At 70.6% G+C, this 18,189-nt stretch carries 17 protein-coding genes; 9 read left to right on the top strand and 8 right to left on the bottom strand.

Annotated features, from left to right (window positions below):
* Nucleotides 1-51: 51 nt before the first annotated feature.
* Nucleotides 52-600, bottom strand: coding sequence for a Uma2 family endonuclease (locus ABZ552_RS11165; RefSeq protein ID WP_281917616.1), 549 nt, complete (start codon nt 598-600; stop codon nt 52-54).
* Between the two features lie 225 nt (nt 601-825).
* Here ABZ552_RS11165 and ABZ552_RS11170 point away from each other — a divergent pair, with 225 nt between their 5' ends.
* The 3 genes from ABZ552_RS11170 (at nt 826) to ABZ552_RS11180 (ending at nt 3,083) form a co-directional block, all read left to right on the top strand.
* Nucleotides 826-2,070 (top strand): ATP-binding protein, encoded by a 1,245-nt coding sequence (locus tag ABZ552_RS11170; RefSeq protein ID WP_357436661.1) that lies wholly within the window; start codon nt 826-828, stop codon nt 2,068-2,070.
* Nucleotides 2,071-2,090: 20 nt separating this feature from the next.
* Nucleotides 2,091-2,414, top strand: coding sequence for a hypothetical protein (locus tag ABZ552_RS11175; protein ID WP_357436664.1), 324 nt, complete (start codon nt 2,091-2,093; stop codon nt 2,412-2,414).
* Between the two features lie 135 nt (nt 2,415-2,549).
* Entirely contained in the window at nt 2,550-3,083 is a 534-nt protein-coding gene (locus tag ABZ552_RS11180) for a GNAT family N-acetyltransferase (RefSeq protein WP_357436667.1), read from the top strand.
* 190 nt (nt 3,084-3,273) lie between these two features.
* On the opposite strand, the gene ABZ552_RS11185 is transcribed toward ABZ552_RS11180, so the two are convergent.
* Complete coding sequence (locus ABZ552_RS11185; RefSeq protein ID WP_281878340.1) at nt 3,274-3,924, bottom strand: amino acid-binding protein; 651 nt, start codon at nt 3,922-3,924, stop codon at nt 3,274-3,276.
* 316 nt (nt 3,925-4,240) lie between these two features.
* Between ABZ552_RS11185 and gatC the strand changes: the two genes are divergently transcribed.
* Both gatC and gatA read left to right on the top strand, forming a co-directional pair.
* Complete coding sequence (gatC, locus tag ABZ552_RS11190; RefSeq protein ID WP_063019684.1) at nt 4,241-4,540, top strand: Asp-tRNA(Asn)/Glu-tRNA(Gln) amidotransferase subunit GatC; 300 nt, start codon at nt 4,241-4,243, stop codon at nt 4,538-4,540.
* Nucleotides 4,537-6,063: an Asp-tRNA(Asn)/Glu-tRNA(Gln) amidotransferase subunit GatA gene (gene gatA / locus ABZ552_RS11195; protein ID WP_281878341.1), complete on the top strand. Its 1,527-nt coding sequence runs from the start codon at nt 4,537-4,539 to the stop codon at nt 6,061-6,063. The genes gatC and gatA overlap by 4 nt, the downstream gene beginning before the upstream one ends.
* Before the next feature lie 49 nt (nt 6,064-6,112).
* On the opposite strand, the gene ABZ552_RS11200 is transcribed toward gatA, so the two are convergent.
* Nucleotides 6,113-7,036 (bottom strand): SDR family NAD(P)-dependent oxidoreductase, encoded by a 924-nt coding sequence (locus tag ABZ552_RS11200; RefSeq protein WP_357436670.1) that lies wholly within the window; start codon nt 7,034-7,036, stop codon nt 6,113-6,115.
* Between the two features lie 108 nt (nt 7,037-7,144).
* On the opposite strand from ABZ552_RS11200, the gene ABZ552_RS11205 reads away from it, so the two are divergent.
* Entirely contained in the window at nt 7,145-7,732 is a 588-nt protein-coding gene (locus tag ABZ552_RS11205) for a TetR/AcrR family transcriptional regulator (protein ID WP_357436673.1), read from the top strand.
* A 42-nt stretch (nt 7,733-7,774) separates the two neighbouring features.
* Here ABZ552_RS11205 and ABZ552_RS11210 read toward each other — a convergent pair whose 3' ends face one another.
* From ABZ552_RS11210 to ABZ552_RS11220, 3 genes are read right to left on the bottom strand one after another with little or no spacing between them, the layout of a single operon-like run.
* Nucleotides 7,775-8,221, bottom strand: a complete 447-nt coding sequence (locus ABZ552_RS11210) for an SRPBCC domain-containing protein (protein ID WP_357436676.1) — start codon at nt 8,219-8,221, stop codon at nt 7,775-7,777.
* Between the two features lie 55 nt (nt 8,222-8,276).
* Nucleotides 8,277-9,668: an alpha/beta-hydrolase family protein gene (locus ABZ552_RS11215; RefSeq protein ID WP_357436679.1), complete on the bottom strand. Its 1,392-nt coding sequence runs from the start codon at nt 9,666-9,668 to the stop codon at nt 8,277-8,279.
* Complete coding sequence (locus ABZ552_RS11220; RefSeq protein WP_357436682.1) at nt 9,665-10,453, bottom strand: hypothetical protein; 789 nt, start codon at nt 10,451-10,453, stop codon at nt 9,665-9,667. The genes ABZ552_RS11215 and ABZ552_RS11220 overlap by 4 nt, the downstream gene beginning before the upstream one ends.
* Nucleotides 10,454-10,620: 167 nt before the next feature.
* On the opposite strand from ABZ552_RS11220, the gene ABZ552_RS11225 reads away from it, so the two are divergent.
* Complete coding sequence (locus ABZ552_RS11225) at nt 10,621-11,844, top strand: histidine kinase (RefSeq protein WP_281878348.1); 1,224 nt, start codon at nt 10,621-10,623, stop codon at nt 11,842-11,844.
* A 45-nt stretch (nt 11,845-11,889) separates the two neighbouring features.
* Complete coding sequence (locus ABZ552_RS11230; protein WP_281878350.1) at nt 11,890-12,555, top strand: response regulator transcription factor; 666 nt, start codon at nt 11,890-11,892, stop codon at nt 12,553-12,555.
* A gap of 7 nt (nt 12,556-12,562) precedes the next feature.
* On the opposite strand, the gene ABZ552_RS11235 is transcribed toward ABZ552_RS11230, so the two are convergent.
* A complete protein-coding gene (locus tag ABZ552_RS11235) occupies nt 12,563-13,465 on the bottom strand; it encodes a hypothetical protein (RefSeq protein WP_281878352.1) in 903 nt (300 codons plus the stop codon).
* Between the two features lie 261 nt (nt 13,466-13,726).
* Between ABZ552_RS11235 and ABZ552_RS11240 the strand changes: the two genes are divergently transcribed.
* Nucleotides 13,727-15,517 (top strand): serine/threonine-protein kinase, encoded by a 1,791-nt coding sequence (locus ABZ552_RS11240; protein ID WP_281878353.1) that lies wholly within the window; start codon nt 13,727-13,729, stop codon nt 15,515-15,517.
* A 4-nt stretch (nt 15,518-15,521) separates the two neighbouring features.
* On the opposite strand, the gene ABZ552_RS11245 is transcribed toward ABZ552_RS11240, so the two are convergent.
* On the bottom strand, nt 15,522-18,053 hold the full coding sequence (locus tag ABZ552_RS11245) for an ABC transporter permease (RefSeq protein ID WP_281917622.1): 2,532 nt from the start codon (nt 18,051-18,053) through the stop codon (nt 15,522-15,524).
* Nucleotides 18,054-18,189 lie beyond the last annotated feature (136 nt).

Below are 18,189 nucleotides of genomic sequence, written 5' to 3' on the forward strand. Positions count from 1 at the left end.
CAGGCATGCTAACCCGCTATCGCACCTGCTGTCCCGGTGACGGTCGCCGGGCTACCGGGAGAACAGCAGATCATCCACGGCGATGGTGGTGTCCGCGTAATGGACGGGAATGTGGTCGCCAGGACGGTACCTGGTTCGGGTGCGGTACCCCTGCGATGTCGGCTCGGTGTGCTCGTAGATCACGTCTTTGGTGACGACCCAATAGGTCGGGTAACCGGCGCGGCTGTACAGGTCCGCTTTGCGGTTGAGATCCTGCACCACTGTCTCGTCCGAAACTTCCACAACGAGGAGGACATCGGAAGCTGCCCACACAGACAACTTGGTGCCGATCACATCGACAGGCTCGGCGCCCGAGCGAAGTGCCCAGCAGTCCGGATCGGGCAATGACTCACCGGTCGGTAGTGTCGCATTGGTCACCTCGACGCCGACGCGTGGCAGCCGACCGACGATCCGGCCGACTGTGAACCCGTGCCAGTCACCGATTACCACCGGCCATACCTCCCCCTCGACGAGTTCGACGCGATGGTCGAACGCGCCCGCCTCCCACGCGCGCAGGAACTCGCTGCGCGTCCAGCGGTAGGCGATGGAATCCCCGGTCATGCGCTCAAAGTACCGTGCCTTTGGCTGTCTATCTATCGGTCACAGACCTGTTCGACCAGGTAGCGGCCGTGATCAGGGCCCGGAGGCGGAGATATCCGATGGCGCGGCGATCCGCCGTGCGAGCCCGGTGCGCGTGGACCCGGATCGAGGCGAGCACCCGGCGCGGATCGCGGACGCCACCGGGCTGATGTCGCCTCGCCACGGCGCGGACGGAAGTATGGCGGCATGCTGCGCAGTTTTCAGGTGACCAATCACAGATCGCTGGCCGACGAGCAGGAGTTGCGACTCACCAAGGGAAGCGGACCGGTGGCCGTGCCGGTGACCGCCGTGCACGGCGGCGCCGCGGCGGGCAAGACGAACCTGATCGATGCGCTCGGGCAGATGCGCGACGCGGTGCTGCATTCGGTGACCGGATGGGATCCGTACGCGGGCCCGGTGCGTGCGCCGCACCTCGGGTTCCCGGAGCGGCCTTCGGAATTCGTGGCGGCGTTCGTCGCCGAGGGCGTGCCCTACACCTACGGCTTCCGCCTGGACAACGCCGACGTGACGGCGGAGTGGCTGCACACCCACCCGCGCTCGCGCAAGCGAATCGTGTTCGAGCGCAGCGGGGAACAGATCAAGATCGGCCCGATGTTCGAGGCGGCGCGCTACGGGATCACCGCGCTGGCTCCGCTGGTGCGCCCGAACGCCCTGCTGCTCAGCCTGGCCGGACAGATGTACTCCGACGCGCTCGTGCCCGCCTACCGCTGGTTCGAGTCCATGCTCGAAGTGCAGCGCGGTCCCGCCGAACCCGACGCCATCGCCCACCGGCTGGGCAGCCACGTCTCCCGCTCGGCGGACAACGCGGCGCGGCTGCTGATGCTGCTGCGCACGGCCGAGCTGGGCATCACCGACCTGCTCGTCGCCGAGCACGACCCGATGTACGCCGACTACCTGCGTGAACTGGACGCCGACATCGCCGGCCTCGGCAAGCGGATCGACCTGTGCGCCACCTCGCCCGGCCATGCCGACGAGATCCTGCGCGAGACCGGCCTGACCCCCGTGCTGCTCGAGCGCGAGCTGACCAACCTGAAGGCGGCGCGCGACGCCCTGTACGCGCGGATGGTGGCCCGGCGCGGCGTCGGCCTGAATCTGGTGCACGACGGCATCGACGCTCCGTTCGAGATCGCTGACGAATCCGCCGCCACGCTGTCGTTGCTGCGGGTGCTGCCTGCCATGCTCGACGCGCTGGACACGGGCCGGGTGCTCGCCGTCGACGACATCGGCGCGTGCCTGCCCGCCGAGGAGACCGATCGGCTGATCCAGCTCTTCCAGAATCCGGAGACCAACGTGCGGGGCGCCCAATTGATCTTCACGACGAACAACCGGCTGCTGATCGATCGGGGCAACGGGCGTTCGCAACGCACCCGTACGTCGGTCTGGCACATCCGGCGCACCGCGCACGGCACCAGCGAGCTCGCGCCGGTGTGACGCGCACCTAGCATGGGGACATGCTGGAGTTCGTCGCGCTGGTAACCCTGACCGCGGTGCTGGTGTCGCTGATCGTGTTCGCCCTCCGCGGCAGGCGAGGCTACGCGCCGGCGAGTCCGGAGCAGGGGACGCTGTACGTCACCGGTGTGAGCCCGCGCCCCGACGCGCCCGGGGAGCAGTACGTGACCATCACCGGAAATCTGAGTGGCCCCTCGGTCGCGGGCAAGGTCGTGTACGGCCGCTTCGTCTGGGACACGAGTTCCTGGCCGCAGACCGGCGATCTGCTCACCGTCGTCTATCCGGCGGGCAAGCCGGACCGCTGGCAGATCTCCCGTCCCGGCTGAGCGGTCGTCCGCTGCTGGGGGCGGGGGAGGGCACAGGGGCTCGCCGAGAGGTGAGCAGTGTGCCCGCACGGGGCGCGGTGTGCTACTCCGCAGGAGCACGGATGTGCCGTAGCCCACGTTACGGCCGATGGCATCATGCCGGGTATGGATGTGCGGGATGCGGGCGTCGTCGTTCGGGCGGCACGGCCGGACGAGTACGCCGCGGTGGGTGAGCTGACCGTGGAGGTCTACGTCGGTGAGGGTTATGTGGAGGCGGGCAGCTGGTACGCGGGCGAGCTGGCCGACACCGCTCGCCGCGCCGCCTCGGCTCGGATCCTGATTGCCACGCACGCGGACCGGATCGTCGGCTCCCTGACGGTCGCGCAGGCAGGGAATCCGTACGCGGAGATCGCGCTGCCGGGTGAACTGGAATTCCGCATGCTCGCCGTCGCGAAGACCGCACGCGGACTCGGCGCGGGAACGGCGTTGGTGCGCACCGTCATCGAGCTCGCCCGGGCGGAAGGGTGCGCCGCGGTCGCCCTCACCACCATGCCGGCGATGGTCGACGCCCGCCGGATCTACGACCGCTTCGGCTTCCGCCCAGTGCCGAGCCGCGACTGGCGGACCAGTGCCGGGGAGTTGCTTCATGTGCTCCGGCTACCACTCGACCCTGCCGGTGAGCCGACCTAGGTTCCTCCGCGGACGCGCCGCGTACCCGCCCGGGCAACGAGCACACGAGTCGAGAATGCGACCTGCGGGGTGGAATCCCTTCCGGCTCGATCGGGGTGGCGTCACCGTGCCGGGGCCGTGATGGGGTATGCACGGAATTCGGATGGACGAACGCGATGACGGCGCGAAAGCTCCAGCGCCGCTGAGGGAATCAGCCGAGGACGGTGGCGACTATCCCCGCGAGGTAACCCAGCCGGGCCACCTCGGAGGGCCGGAAGTCGGGTCCGCCCGGCCTGCCGAGCAGCAGCACCTTGCCGGTGTTGCCGAGCGGAGCGGCGGCCAGCTTGGTGTCCATGTCCCGCCAGATCTCCGGCACCCACTCCCCTTCGGGATCGAGCACGCTGGGCTTCTCCAGCGGCATCCACGGCGCCGAACCCGCCTGCGTCTGCGGCGCGCTCGGGCTGCCGACCACGCGGTAGGCCCCGTGCGGCCCGATGTCGATGATCGTGCTCCAGCCGACCCGCAGTACCCGCGGCACGCCGTCCACCAGCACCTGCATCCGGTCGTCGCGGGCGCTGGCCACCTGGTCGATGAGTTCGAGCTCGCGGTGGGTGTCGAGCACGCCGGAGTAGGGGCGGATCGAGTCCACGTGCACGTCACCGATCGATTCCGCGGCGGTGATGAGGGTGTCGGGGAGCGCGCCGGAGGGCACCTCGACGACCAGATCGTCGACGGCGTAGCCGGCGCCGCGCTCGACCACATCCAGGGACAGGATGTCGGCGCCGACGGAGCCGAGTGCGAGGGCGAGAGCGCCGAGGCTTCCCGGTCGATCCGGAAGTTGCACGCGGAGCAGATACGACACGTGCGTTTCCTTTCTTAGGGCGGCCGAGGCTGGAGAACGAATACCCGGGTGACGCAATACTTACACCCCTTACGGCCGGTTATCGAGTCGAAGGCGGTCCAGTGATACACGCCACTCGGTGAATTCGCGCGAAGGCGGCGTGTCGGGCTGGTGCGAGTGGACGTGTCGCGGGCTGGAGGGGGTTGCCGGGGGCCTGCGGGCCGACGCTCGCGCCGCCGCGCCGGTGAAGCGCGGGTGCCGCACGGCGACCTGGTCGCCGGTGGCTAGGCTGTGTGGGTTGAGCACTGTTCATAACGAAGCCGAAAGGGGTCCCGCGGTGCCCGCCATCTCCCGCGACGAGGTCGCACACCTCGCCCGGCTGTCCCGGCTCGCGCTGTCCGATGCCGAACTGGATCAGTTCGCCGGACAGCTGGATTCGATCCTGAGCCACGTGCGGACCATCTCCGAGGTCGCCGCCGCCGACGTCCCGGCCACGGCGTCGCCGAACCCGGCGACCAACGTGACCCGGCCCGACGAAGTGGTGCCGGGCCTGACCCCGCGCGAGGCGCTGTCCGGCGCGCCCGCGGTGGAAGAACAGCGGTTCATGGTGCCGCAGATCCTGGGAGAGGGCGAATGAACGCAGCATCGCATCGCGATTCGACGGGGGGTGGTGGCCGGGCGACGGGCGGGCATGATCTGACCGGGCTGTCCGCGGCCGAGCTGGCCCACAAGATCCACGGCCGCGAGCTGTCGTCGGTGGAGGTGACGCAGGCGCACCTGGACCGGATCGCCGAGGTCGACGGCGAGTACCACGCCTTCCTGCACGTCGCGGGGGAACAGGCGCTGGAGGCCGCGGCCGCGGTGGACGCCGCGCTCGGCTCGGGCGCCGCGCCCGCCTCGCCGCTGGCGGGAGTTCCCTTGGCGCTCAAGGACGTCTTCACCACCACGGACATGCCGACCACCTGCGCGTCGAAGATCCTCGAGGGGTGGGTGTCGCCGTACGACGCGACGGTCACCGCGCGGTTGCGCGCGGCGGGCATCCCGATCCTCGGCAAGACCAACATGGACGAGTTCGCCATGGGCTCCTCCACCGAGAACTCCGCCTACGGCCCCACCCGCAACCCGTGGGACACCACCCGCGTCCCGGGCGGTTCGGGCGGCGGCTCCGCGGCGGCGCTGGCCTCGAACCAGGCGCCGCTGGCCATCGGCACCGACACCGGCGGGTCGATCCGCCAGCCCGCGGCCGTCACCGCGACCGTCGGCACCAAGCCGACCTACGGCACGGTGTCGCGCTACGGCCTGGTCGCCTGCGCGTCGTCGCTGGACCAGGGCGGTCCGTGCGGACGGACGGTGCTGGACACCGCGCTGCTGCACGAGGTGATCGCCGGGTACGACCCGCGCGACTCCACTTCGCGCGACGTGCCGGTGCCGCCGGTGGTGGCCGCCGCGCGCGCCGGGGCGCAGGGCGATCTGCGCGGCGTCAAGATCGGCGTGGTGAAGGAGCTGCACTCCGACAGCTACCAGCCCGGCGTGCTCGCCTCATTCGACGCCGCCGTCGCGGTGTTGAAGGATCTCGGCGCCGAGGTGGTCGAAGTGTCTTGTCCGCACTTCGAATACGCGCTCTCGTCCTACTACTTGGTGATGCCGTCGGAGGTGTCGTCGAACCTCGCGCGGTTCGACGCCATGCGTTACGGTCTGCGCGTCGCCGACGACGGGCAGCACAGCGCCGAGCAGGTCATGGCGGCCACGCGTGCGGCCGGTTTCGGCCCGGAGGTCAAGCGGCGCATCATGATCGGGACCTACGCGCTGTCGGCGGGCTACTACGACGCCTACTACGGCCAGGCGCTGAAGGTGCGCACGCTCATCGCCCGCGACTTCGACAAGGCCTATGAGCAGGTCGACGTGCTCGTCTCGCCGACCAGCCCGTTCACGCCGTGGAAGCTGGGCGAGAAGGTCGACGATCCGCTGGCCATGTACCTCTCGGACCTGTGCACCCTGCCGACCAACCTGGCGGGTCACCCGGCCATGTCGGTGCCCTCGGGCCTGAGCAAGGACGACGGCATGCCCGTCGGCCTCCAGATCATGGCCCCCGCTCTCGCCGACGACCGCCTCTACAAGGTGGGCGCGGCCTACGAAGCGGCTCGCGGCCCCATCGCCTGACGTTCGGCGGAGCCGCTCGTTCGCGAAAACGGGCGGCTCCGCGAGATAGTCACGCCGGCCAGGTGAATTCGGGGTCGTCGGCGTAGTCGCGACGGCGCTGGTCCAAGGCGAGCGCGACCATTTGGTGTGCGCCGGGCCCGATGATCTTGCGCAGCGGCGGGTTCGGCATGTTCACCAGTGCGATCAAGCCCGCGGCGCCCACTTCGGGCGGCGCTTCGATCCAATCGGACTCGGTGCCCGACGTAGCGTCCGGCGCGGGTTCATCCGAGGCGGAGGCGGCTTCGCTCGGCGGCTGGGCGTCGGTCGAGTCGGCGGAAGCGTGCCCGATGTCCCCGTCGGCAGCTGGGTAGTCCGGCATGCCCAGGATGCCGCTGCGCAACTCGGCGTACGCGGGGATGCCGGTGGCGAACCGCATGCTCGACTTGGCCCAGTCGGTGTCGAAGCCGCCCAGTTGCGCGAGCGTGACCCGGATGCCGAAGGGGCGCAGCTCGTCGGCGAGCGAGGCGCTGAATCCCTCCAGTGCCCATTTGCTCGCGTTGTAGAGGCCGAACAGCGGGAGGCTCCCCACGGCCCCGACCGTGGAGATCTGCACGATGTGCCCGGAGCCCTGGGCGCGTAGATGCGGCGTGGCCGCCTGCGAAACCCAGAGCGCCCCATAGAAATTGGTGTCCATCTGGTCGCGGATCTGCGCTTCGGTCAGTTCTTCGACGGCGCCGACCAGGCCGTAGCCCGCGTTGTTCACGATCACGTCGATGGCGCCCGCCGCGGCGAACGCCTTGTCCACGGTGGCGATCACATGTTCGCGGTCGCGTACGTCCAGGGGCAGCACGGTCAGGCGGTCGTCGGCGAGGTCCGTCAGGGACTCCGGGTCGCGGGCGGTCGCGACGACACGGTCGCCCTGCGCGAGCGCGGCCGTCGTGAATGCCCGGCCGAGCCCGCGGCCGGCACCGGTGATGAACCACGTTTTGGTCAAGAGAGATCCTTTCGTCGCGAGACGCTCCGTCTCGTTCGAAACCATGCCAAGCGAATCTGCGTGTGTCAAGACGAGACGTTTCGTCTCGTTTAGTGGTAGGGTGCGGGCATGGCCGATACTCCGACCGCCGCGCGCCGCAGTGAGCGTGCCCGTGCGGCGATACTTGCCGCGACAGCCGAGCTGATCCGCGAGGTGTCCTACGCGAAATTGAGCGTCGAGGCCATCGCGGCCCGGGCGGGTGTGGGCAAGCAGACGATCTACCGCTGGTGGCCGTCGAAGGGTGCGGTCGTCTTCGACGCCATGCTCGAATCCGATTCCGGCCCGGCTGGTCCCGCACTGCCCGACACCGGCGACGTCGCGGCCGACTTGCGCCTGCTGCTGCGCGGTTCGGTGGGCGCGCTCACCGATCCCGGCTTCGAGTCCTTTCTACGGGCGATGTACATCGAGATCCAGCAAGACGCGGAACTGGCCGTCGCGTACCGCGAGCGCCTGCTGCTGCCCCAGCGCGCCGCCGTCGCCGACCGGCTGGCCGCCGCCGTCGCCGAGGGGGAACTGCGCGCCGGGCTGGACCTGGAACTCGCCACTGATCTGCTGCTCGGCCCGATGCAGATGCGGTGGTCGCTGGGGCTCGGCGGGCTCACGGAGGCGTATGCCGACGCCGCGCTCGATGCCGCGCTGGCCTATCTGCGGGCGTGAGTCGCCCGGCACGCGGGTCCGTTCGACGCCTACCGGCTCGGCTCAGGATGCTCGCAGCTTCTCGGCCTGTTCCTTGATGCCATCGGTCATGCCTTCGAAGCCGCGGCGCAAGTTCTTGCCGAGCAGTGCGACGACCACGGGATGCAGCCATCCGCCGAGTTCGAAGTGTGACTCGTAGTGGGTGCGGCCGTCGGAGAGCGGTGTCACGGTGTGCGAGCGCAGACTGTGCAGCGCGCCCGGGGGTACCGGTTTCATCGAGTAGCTGAGCTCACGGCCCGGAGTGTGCGAGCGAATCCACTCCCGCTGCTTGCGAGGGCTCGATCCGGAGACTCGAACGAGCATGTCGATCGGCTCGCCGGGCACCAGCGAACTGCGGCACTCCAGGACGAAGGGATTCCACTCGCCGTAGCGCGGGAAGTCGGTGATCACCTGCCACACCAGCTCGGCGGGGGCGTCGATGTCGGCGGCGAGGTCGATGACGAAGGCCATGCACGAATTAGAACATGTTCTACGCCGACGGGGTGTGGGCGCCGCGCCGAACGGCTCAGCAGGACCCCATGGCCGTGCCCTGATCGGTGCCGTAACGGTGGCCGTGGCCCGGCGGGGCGTGCAACGCCGCGAGCAGGTCTGCGGTGGTCTGCGCGAAGCTGATCACCGGAAGCCACTGCGGAACGGGAGCGTCGACCCGGGCGCCGTCCAGGTCGGGCGCGCGCCACACCTGGGACAGCGACCAGTGGGTCACCGGATCGGAACTGTTGGCCAGCACCGTCGCGCCGCCGCGATGCACGTGGTTGGCCGGAGGTCCCGCCCAGAGGACCGCGCAGGTCCGGCTGTCCTGCTCGGCGTCGTCCCCGAAGACGGCATTGCCGCCCAGCGCGCCGAGGCTCTGCCCGTAGAGGTACAGCTTCGGTTTGTGCGCCAGCCCCGCGATGTGGCGCTCGACGGCGGTGAACAGACTGCGCGCGGCCGTCACCGCCGCATCCCGGCCGAACACGAACGTCGCCCAGCTCGGGAGATAGGAGTACTGCAACCCGACCAGCGCCACGTCACCGTCGAAGCGGCGATCGAAACCCGCCACGGCGTTGGCGTCGATCCAGCCCGATCCGGTGGGCACCGTGACGACCAGGTGCGAGCGCGCGAAGCCGCCCGACCGTTCCAGCTCGCGGATCGCCAGCGCGACGCGGCTGTCCAGGTCGGGCGCCGAGGCCACCCCGACGTAGACCCGCACCGCCCGCCCCGGCGCGCCGCTGACGAATTTGCGTCCCTCCGAGCCGAGCGATGCCCAGCTCACCGCCGACTCGGCGCTGCCCGACCCGTGGTGCGAGCCCGGCTGGATCACCGCGGGGTCCACCTCCGCGTTCGCGCTCGCGTACACCGACTCCCGCCATCCGACCACCGCGGGCACGCCCACGAGGTACAGCAGAACCGCCACGACCGCGGCCAGCGAGACGCCCCGCGCCCAGCCCAGCTTCCGCAACGTCCAGGTGATCGAGCGGGCAGCGCCGACGAGCAGTCCGATGATCAACGCCGCGCCGAGCGCGCACCGCAGCCAGTAGCCGGTGTCGATGTGCGGCGTGCCCATCGCGGCGCGCAGCCGGTTCTGCCAGTGTCCCGCGTTCGCCGCCGCACCCACCACCAGGACCGACGTCGCGATGAGCAACGGCCGCCGCAACCACCCGTGCCGCCGGTTGACGTCGAAACCCCAGTGCCGCAGGACGACGCGCAGCACCCCGGCCACACCGAGAGTGAGCGCCGCGAGGAGCCCGGTCAGCACGGCCTGCGCGCTCGGTGCGCGAGGGAGCAGTCCGGGCGCCAGGGAAGCCAGCACACCGGTGCCGATGCCGAGCGTCGTGCCGATCCGCGGCGGTGCGACCCGGCGTATCGCCACGGCGACCCGCCTGCGCCGATCCAGGAACTTCGTGACGAGCGAGGTCATGGTCGTACCGCCGCGTCGGAATGCGGCATGCCCGCCACCGGCGCGGGGTCACGGCGGCGGTTGCGCACGACGAGGTCCGCGATCAGCCCGGCGATTCCGGCGCCGAGCACGCCGAGCAGCACACCGCTCGTCGCGGGTCCGGTGTCCGCCGTGTCGAGCAAGGGCTCCACCACGGGCGCGCCGTAGTCCTGCCGCCGCGAGTTCAAGTCGACGGCGGTGTGCGCGATCGAGGCCATCGCATCACAGCGGGCGCGGGAGAAGGAGTCCACACGGGCGGCGCAGGCTTGGTGCATCTGCCGGTCCAGCGTCGCGTCGAGGGCCTGCCGCGCCCACGGGCCCAGCGGCTCGCCGCGCTGGTCGGCGTAGCGCAGCAGGTCGTAGCCGAGGTCGTGGGCCTTGCACGCGGTATCGAACTCGACCGGCAGCGTCACCGGGGACGAGCAGTCGCCGCGCGGATTGACCAGCACCCCGTCCACCGTGCTCGGCCGGTAGCCGAACGACGCGACGAAGTCCGCCGGGATCGCGGTGAGCGCGTCGGGCGTGCCCGCGGCCAGTTCGGCGATCGCGGCGCTCGCCTGCGCGCTCTCGATCGGCGCGGCGGCCGCGGCGGCCTGCTGGGCGGGGGCGAGAAACGCCGTCGCCGCCATGGCAGTCAGCGCCGCCGCGGTGAGCGCCGCATAGCGCCGCGTCGGCGCGGTGATGGAAGTGGTTGCGGTGGAATGGTTTCGGGCTCCTGCGGCCGAGGCGGACCGGGTCTCGCGCCCGGCGCTGGTCGGTGTGCTCATGGCGACGACGTTAGGGAGTCGTTTCCGGCGGCCGCCTCACGCCCGGGGACGTTTCCCGTGCCGCGCCGCCGGGGGAGCCGCCGTGCCCGTCTCGCACCGGGGTATCGGGCCGGAAATCACCCGTGGGTATGAGTCGCGGTGAACCGGGAGTTCCTAGGGTCGTAGGCATGAACCGAGAAACTCGCGCCTGGACGCGACGGCTGGACGCGCGGACCTGGTTCGACCTCGGCACGGTGCTGGTCGCGCTGATCTGGTACGCGGTCGCCTGGCCGACCTTGCACCTGACCCACGCGGTGCCCGCCGCGGCGCAGCCGTTCATCGCGGCGCTGGCCGCGTTCCCGGTGCTGCTGGTGCGCGTCAACCCGGCGTTGGGCTGGGCCATCTCGGCGGGCTCCGCGCTGGTGATCGCGCTGGCGATCCCGCATCAACCGAACAACGAGCTGCCGTTCCAGGTCGTCCACCTGCTGTGCCTGCTGGTGTCGCTGTTCGCGGTGGCGGTGCGCGCCCCGGGGCAGATCGTCGCGGTGGCCTGGGCGGCGACGGCGCTGCTGTTGGCGACCACCATGCCCGGCGAAGGGGAGGCGTTGGCCAACGCCGCGTGGGGCTGGCCGATCGCGCTGGCGGCGCTGGTGCTGTTCGGCCTGCTGATCCGCTGGCTGGTGCTGTCGCGGCGGCAGCTGGTGCGCCAGGAGGAGGAGAACGAACTCGAGCGGGCCCGCCGCGCCATCCTGGAGGAGAAGGCGCGCATCGCCCGCGACCTGCACGACGTCGTGGCCCACCACATGTCCCTGGTGGTGGTGCAGGCGCAGACCGCGCCGTACCGGGTGGATGGCGTCACCCCGGCCGCTCGCGCCGAGTTCGAGTCCATCGGCGCCACGGCGCGCGAAGCGCTCAACGAGATCCGCGGCATGCTCGGCGTGCTGCGCAGCGACGGCCAGCTGCCCGAGCACGCGCCCCAGCCGAAGGCCGCGGACGTGATCACCCTGTTCGAAGCTGCGCGACGCGCGGGTGTCCGCATCGAGTGGACCGTCGACGGAACCCTGGACACGATCCCGGAGACGACCGGCCTCGCGCTCTATCGCGTCGCCCAGGAATCGCTGTCCAACGCTTCCCGGCACGCACCCGGCGCCCCGGTCGAGGTGCGCATCGCGTGCGGTGCGGAGCTGCTGCTCGACGTCGAGAACGGTCCGGGCGCGACGCCCGCCCGGCCGGTCGGCAACGGCGGCCACGGCATCGCGGGCATGCAGGCGCGAGCGTTGGCCGTCGGCGGCGAAGTGACGGCGGGACCGCGCGCGGACGGCGGTTTCCGCGTCCACGCGCGCTTCCCGCTCACCGCGCCCGAAGCCCCGGCCGCCGTCGTCGGTGCCGCGCACGCCGAACCAGGTCGCTGAGCATCGGCCCGCCGCGCAGTCGTGGGGGGCAATTAGGGTGAGCGGGTGGCAATTACGGTGTTGATCGCCGACGACCAGGCGATGGTCCGGCAGGGGTTCGGGGCGCTGCTCGCGGCGCAGCCGGATATCAGCGTGGTGGGCGACGCGGCGGACGGGAAGGCCGCGGTGGCCGAGGCGAAGCGGCTGCGCCCGGATGTCGTGCTGATGGATGTGCGCATGCCGGAGATGAACGGGCTGGACGCGGCCCGCGCCATCCTGGCGGCCGGGTTCGACCCGCCGGTGCGCGTGCTGATGCTCACCACCTTCGACATCGACGACTACGTCTACGAGGCGCTCAGCCTGGGCGCCAGCGGGTTCCTGCTCAAGGACGCGCCCGCCGAGGAACTGGTGCGCGCGGTGCGCGTGGTCGCCGACGGCCAGGCGCTGCTCGCGCCGACGGTCACCCGCAGGCTCATCGCCGACGTCACCCGTCGCCGCAGCGCGGCCCGCGCCAAGCCGGCGCCGCAGCTGAACGCGCTGACTCCCCGCGAGCGGGAAGTGCTCGAACTGATCGCGAAAGGCATGTCGAACGCCGAGATCGCCGAAACCCTGTTCGTGGCCGAACAGACCGTGAAGACCCATGTCTCCAAGGTCTTCTCGAAGCTCAACCTGCGCGACCGGGCGCAGGCGGTGGTGCTGGCCTACGAGAGCGGCCTGGTCACCCCGGGCTGAGCCGGATTCACAGCGGCGGGCAGGAGCCGCCGCGCAGTTCGCCGAGATGACGGCCCAGCATCCGCGCCATCCGGCTGAGGATGGTGGTGGAGTCCTCGAAGCTGCCGGAATCGGCCGTCGCCGCCATGGCCACGGCGATCGTGCCGGACCGCACCGGGACCAGGCCGAACTGGCGGACGGTGTAGACGCCGGTCACGTCGTCGGGTCCCCAACCGCCCTTGAACGCCGTGCCCTCCAGCACGCCCAGCCCCCACGCCTGTTCGGGGGTGATCTCCGTCATCAGCTCGGTGACGTGGAAGGACTCGGGCAGGCAGGGCAACCGGGAGGCGAAGCGCGCCTGATTGGCGAGCGTCCATTCGGTCCCGCCGAAGGAGGTGTAGTCCAGGGTGGTGCGCGGGCCCGCCACACCGGTCGTGGCATCGCCCGCCTCGTCGATCACGTCCTGGACCGCCTTGGCCGCTTCCAGCCCGTCGCCGAGCGACTGCCACAGCGCCTCGGCGGCGTCGTTGTCCGACCACGTGATGGCCGCCTCCACCTCGTGCAGGACCTCTTCCTGGGAGTCGTGCCGCAGCGCCGCGATCGCCAGCGGCACCTTGATGGTGGACCAGGCGATGCCGCTGACCCAGTCGCCGAAGACGGTCATCCGGCCGCCGCCCACGGGCATGATCGCCATGCCGACCTGACCGGCCAGCTGCGGCTGCAACTGGGTGAAGTCGGCGGCCAGCGAGTCCGGCATGGACACCGCGAGGTTGGGCCGCCAGGCTCCGGCGGTGTCGACGACCACGGCCGGGGAGTCGGCGGCGCGCTTGTCGCCGGGAAACAGCGTGCACGAGGTCAGCGTGAGCAGCACCACCATCGCACCGGCGCGTAGCGCCGACCGATACGTCGCAGCGGATCTCGTCGACCTCACCACCGAGTCCTCCCCACCACCGGTGACGCGGTCACTACTTCTCGGCGGTGCAAAATAGCTCATCGGGCCCGTCCGGTCGGTGACCGGACGAGAGACATCGCCGCGCGCGCGGCGGCGTCGACGGCACGATGTCTCGAACATAGTTTTGCCGATCTTCCCGGAGAATTCGAAACCCCGTGGCCACGGCGTCACCCGGTAGGCTCCAGGATCGGTATGGCGCCCGGATGTCACGTCCGGCCGCCGCGGTCACCTGAAGGGGGCGTGTTGCTCAACAGCGGTGCGGTGTTCGCCGGGTTCACCATAGAGAAGCTGCTCGGCCAGGGCGGCATGGGATCGGTGTATCTCGCCCGTCACCCCAGATTGCCGCGGCAGACCGCGCTCAAACTGCTCAACCGGGAGTTGTTCACCGACGCGGAGGTCCGGGCCCGGTTCGAGCGGGAGGCCGATCTGGCGGCGCAGCTGGACCATCCCAACATCGTCGCGGTGTACGACCGCGGCACCGAGGACGAGCAGCTGTGGATCTCCATGCAGTACGTCGACGGCGTCGACGCGGCGACGGTGAACCCGCTGACCCTGCCGCCGGAACGGGCCGTGCAGATCGTCGAGGGCGTCGCGTCCGCACTGGATTACGCGCACGGCATGGGCGTGCTGCACCGGGACGTCAAGCCCGCGAACATCATGCTGGCGCGCGCGGTGGGCGGCCACGGCGAGCGAGTGTTCCTCACCGATTTCGGGATCGCACGGCTGCGCGAGGATTCCACTCACCTCACCCAGACCGGCATGTTCACCGCGACGCTCGCCTACGCCTCACCCGAGCAGATGACCGGCGCGCACCTGGACCACCGCTCCGATCAGTACTCGCTGGCCTGCGCGCTGTACTGGCTGCTGACCGGCATCGCCCCGTTCGACGCCCCCGCACCCGCCGACATCATCCGCGGGCATCTCCAGCTGCCGCCGCCTTCCGTCGCGGCCCGGCGCGCGGGCCTGTCGCCCGCACTGGACGCGGTGATCGCGAAGGCCATGGCCAAGCGGCCCGACGACCGCTTCGCCTCCTGCGTCGAATTCGCCACCGCGGCACGGCGAGCGCTCACCGAGCCCGCTCCGACAGTGGTGGCCGCGCAGTACCAGCCGCAGCCCGCGCCTACCGTCCTCGCGCAACCGGCGTACCCCGGGCCGGAGGGAAGCCAGCCGACATACGTTCCCACGGCGTCCGCGGGCTACACCGCGCCACCGCAGTACAACCCGAATCCGACCGGCGGGCAGCCGTTCCCGGCGTCCAATGGTTTCGTCGCAGCAACTCCCCAGCCGAGCTACCCCGCGGCGCCGCCGCTTTCCGCCCCCACTCCGCCGCCGATCGGTTATCCGCCCCACCAGCCGCCCGGCTATCCGGCGCAAGCTCGCTCCAACACCGGCCTCATCGTGACGATCGTGCTGGTGATCGTGGCACTGCTGGTCGGGGCAGGCATCGTCGTCGCGAAGATCGGATTCTCGGATTCCGCGTCGCCCTTGGACACCAGCCCCAAGACGCCGGCGGGGCCGTCGGACGCGGACAAGCTCGCCAAAGCGTTCCCGGAGCTACTACCGCAAGGCGTCGACACGAAATACGACATCGGCTCCGGCCCGGGTTATCGCGGTAAGACCTGCTTCCTCGGCACCGCCAAGCCGGGCGGCAAGGTGTCCAGCACCAACGGCGTCCCCGACTTCCCTAACTGGTCGAAGGCCTGGAATTGCTGGGGCACGCCGATCGCCGAGCCCGACTACGTCCTCATCGGCTTCAAGTCGCCGCAGGACGCCCAGGCCGCGGTGCGGGACCTCCCCTCGAACACGGCGGCCACCGAACGCAACGGTGGCAAGACGTATTCGACCTACCGCTGGCAGGAGAAGGGCGGCGGGCTGCCGGACGGCTACCTCGTGGTGGACTTCGCCGACGACCCGGCCCGGTCGAGCTACCTGCTGTTCGCCACGGTGACGCTCACCGACAGCAATCCGAGTTCCGGATTCGGCATCACCTCGGCGAAATTCAAGACGTGGTTCGCCGAGCTGCCGCTGTGAACGCTCAGTCGACCGCGAGCGCCTCCACGATCGGCAGCCGGGCCGCGCGCAACGCGGGCGGAATCGATCCGAGCAGCGCCAGCGCCAGCGCGACGATTCCGTAGACCAGCAGCATCGGGCTCGGCTGGTAGTCGACGTCGATGGTCAAGGCGTGCCCGAGGGCGACGGTGCCCAGGAACTGCACCGCCGCGCCGAGCGCCAGACCCAGCAACGCGCCGACGACTCCGATCCCGGCGGCCTCGGCCAGCACCGACCGCATCAAGAATTTGCGCCCGGTGCCCATGGCGCGCAGCACGCCGAGTTCCCTGCGGCGCTCCAGCACCGAGAGCATCAACGTGTTGAGCAACGCGACCGTGGCCACCAGCACCACGATCCAGAGAATGGCGTTGCTCATCGCCATGCCCTGCCGGATGCTCGACGACGCGGCCGTCACCGTGTCCGCGCCGGTGTCCACGTTCAGCTCCGGCGGCACCACCTGCCGGATGGCCGCGAACACCGCCGCGCGATCGGCGCCCGGTGCGATGTCGACGGCGATGACCGTCTCGCCGGGCCGCTGGTACCAGCTGCGCATCAAATCCAGGTCCATCATCACTACGCCGGCGATGGCGGAGAAGTACGGAATCACCTGCAGCACCCGCACGGTACGGGGGCCGGTCGGCGTCGGCAGGGTCAGGTCCGCGCCCGCGTCGACGCCCAGTGAGCGCGCCACGTCACGGGAGATGGCCACGCCCTCCCCGGCCGACAAGCGGGCGACCGACTCGTCGGTGAGCATGCGCATCCGCGTCTGTCTGGCATCCGGCGGAAACCCTTGCAGCATTACGCGACTGCCGCCCAGCGTGGCGAAGGCCATCTGCGCCGGACTGAGATGCGTGACGCCGGGCACCGCCGCGAGCTTGCCGGCCAGATCCGCGGGCAGCAGCGGCCCGGTGGGGAACTGCGCCATCGACGCGGGGCTGACGTAGACGTCGTTGCGGGCCAGGTCGGTGAAAGTGACCGTGGCCGAGTCGATCATGTTGCTCGAGGCGCCGCTCATGCCCACGGTGGCCCCGACGCCGATCATCACCGTCATCGCCGTCGCCCACACTCGCCGCGGCGAGCGTTCCAGAGTGGTCGCGCCCAGTGCGCCGGGAGCGCGGAACCAGCGCGCGACCCCCGCCGCGACCCGCACGATCGGGCCGGTGGCGGCGAAACAGAGCAGGATCGCGGCGATGAACGACATCGAGATGGCGGTGAGCGAGTAGCGGCCGAGATCGCTGCTCGCGATGAACACCGCGGTCACGGCGAGCCCGGCGCCTGCCGCCACGGCCAGCCAGCGCAGCACGGGGCTCGCCGTATCGGTCCGGGCGGCCCCGACCGGAGCCAGCGCCTCGATGGGCTGGACCTTGTACACCTGGCGCGCGGCGAGCGCCGCCGCGAGCACGCTGGTGAGCACGCACGCCACGACCGCGAACGGAATCACGTACCAGGGCACCGCGTATTCGGTGCGGGCCTCCACCGACTGCACGATCGCGGTGGGCAGCGTGCCGATGGCGACACTACCCATGAACACGCCCAGCGCCGCGCCGACCGCGCCGCCCAGCACACCGAGCAACGCCGCCTCGGCCAACAAGTCGCGCACCATCGGGCCGCGTTTGCCGCCGATCGCGCGCAACAGCGACAGCATCGGCCTGCGCTGGGCGATCGCCATGCTCATCGCGTTGTAGATGAGGAACGCCGACACGATCAGCGCCGCGGCCGACGCCATGGTGGTGGAGTAGCGGACGATCTGGATCGCCCCGCCCGCCTGCGCGGTGCGCAGACTCGGCTCGGCCACCACCGCGCGCCCGTCCACCGCTTCGGTGAGCGCGGCGCGCACCTGCGCGAGATCGGCGCCCTCGGCGGGAATGATCTGCACGGAATCCAGCCGTCCCGCGCGATCGGTGACCTTCTGCGCGAGCCCGAGCGGAGCGGCGATGAGGTGACCGCCGTTGAGCTTGCGGGACGTCTCCTCGTCGAGAACACCCGCGACCGTCACCGTCGTGCCGCCCAGTTGGAACTGTTCGCCCTCGGCCCGGCCGAGCCCCGTGCCGACCAGCACCCCGTTGGGCACCGAGAGCAACTTCCCGGTGAAAGCGCTCATCGGCGTGGTCAATTCGCTGCCCAGCGCGCCGATGTTCGAATCGGCTCCGATCAGCAGCGCGCGCTCGGCACCGGTGCCGACCTGCACCCGCAGCATCGGGACCGCCACCCCGACGCCCGGTGTGGCCGCGATCCGACTCAGCAATTGCTGGTCGAAACCGGCGTCGGTTATGCCGCTGACCTCCAGCTGCGCTTTGCCGCCCAGGCCGCGGGTCAGCTTGTCCACCGAGCCGGTGACCGAGCCGGAGATGCTCAGCACCGCCACCAGCAGCGACGCCGAGACGCCCATCACGACCAGCGACATCGCGGTGCGTCCGCGATGGGCGAGCAACTCGCCGATATTGAACAGTCGCAGGCGATCCCACGCGGCGCCGATCCGCCCCCCGCTCCGCTGCCGCCTCCAGGCCTGACCGCTCACGCTGTGTCCTTTCTCGCGTGAGCGGGGCCTTGCGTGGTCACGCTCCGCTGCCGCCTCCAGGCCTGACCGCTCACGCTGTGTCCTTTCTCGCGTGAGCGGGGCCTTGCGTGGTCACGCTCCGCTGCCGCCTCCAGGC

Source organism: Nocardia sp. NPDC019219, assembly GCF_040632645.1.
In the GTDB taxonomy this organism is placed as follows: Bacteria; Actinomycetota; Actinomycetes; order Mycobacteriales; family Mycobacteriaceae; genus Nocardia; species Nocardia sputorum.

What these genes read in the sequence shown, in the direction of transcription:
- ABZ552_RS11225 (WP_281878348.1), top strand. Translation starts at nt 10,621, where the DNA reads ATGAACCGAGAAACTCGCGCCTGGACGCGACGGCTGGACGCGCGGACC.
- ABZ552_RS11165 (WP_281917616.1), bottom strand. Translation starts at nt 600, where the DNA reads ATGACCGGGGATTCCATCGCCTACCGCTGGACGCGCAGCGAGTTCCTG.
- ABZ552_RS11215 (WP_357436679.1), bottom strand. Translation starts at nt 9,668, where the DNA reads ATGACCTCGCTCGTCACGAAGTTCCTGGATCGGCGCAGGCGGGTCGCC.
- ABZ552_RS11180 (WP_357436667.1), top strand. Translation starts at nt 2,550, where the DNA reads ATGCCGGGTATGGATGTGCGGGATGCGGGCGTCGTCGTTCGGGCGGCA.
- gatA (WP_281878341.1), top strand. Translation starts at nt 4,537, where the DNA reads ATGAACGCAGCATCGCATCGCGATTCGACGGGGGGTGGTGGCCGGGCG.
- ABZ552_RS11220 (WP_357436682.1), bottom strand. Translation starts at nt 10,453, where the DNA reads ATGAGCACACCGACCAGCGCCGGGCGCGAGACCCGGTCCGCCTCGGCC.
- ABZ552_RS11210 (WP_357436676.1), bottom strand. Translation starts at nt 8,221, where the DNA reads ATGGCCTTCGTCATCGACCTCGCCGCCGACATCGACGCCCCCGCCGAG.
- ABZ552_RS11175 (WP_357436664.1), top strand. Translation starts at nt 2,091, where the DNA reads ATGCTGGAGTTCGTCGCGCTGGTAACCCTGACCGCGGTGCTGGTGTCG.
- ABZ552_RS11170 (WP_357436661.1), top strand. Translation starts at nt 826, where the DNA reads ATGCTGCGCAGTTTTCAGGTGACCAATCACAGATCGCTGGCCGACGAG.
- ABZ552_RS11205 (WP_357436673.1), top strand. Translation starts at nt 7,145, where the DNA reads ATGGCCGATACTCCGACCGCCGCGCGCCGCAGTGAGCGTGCCCGTGCG.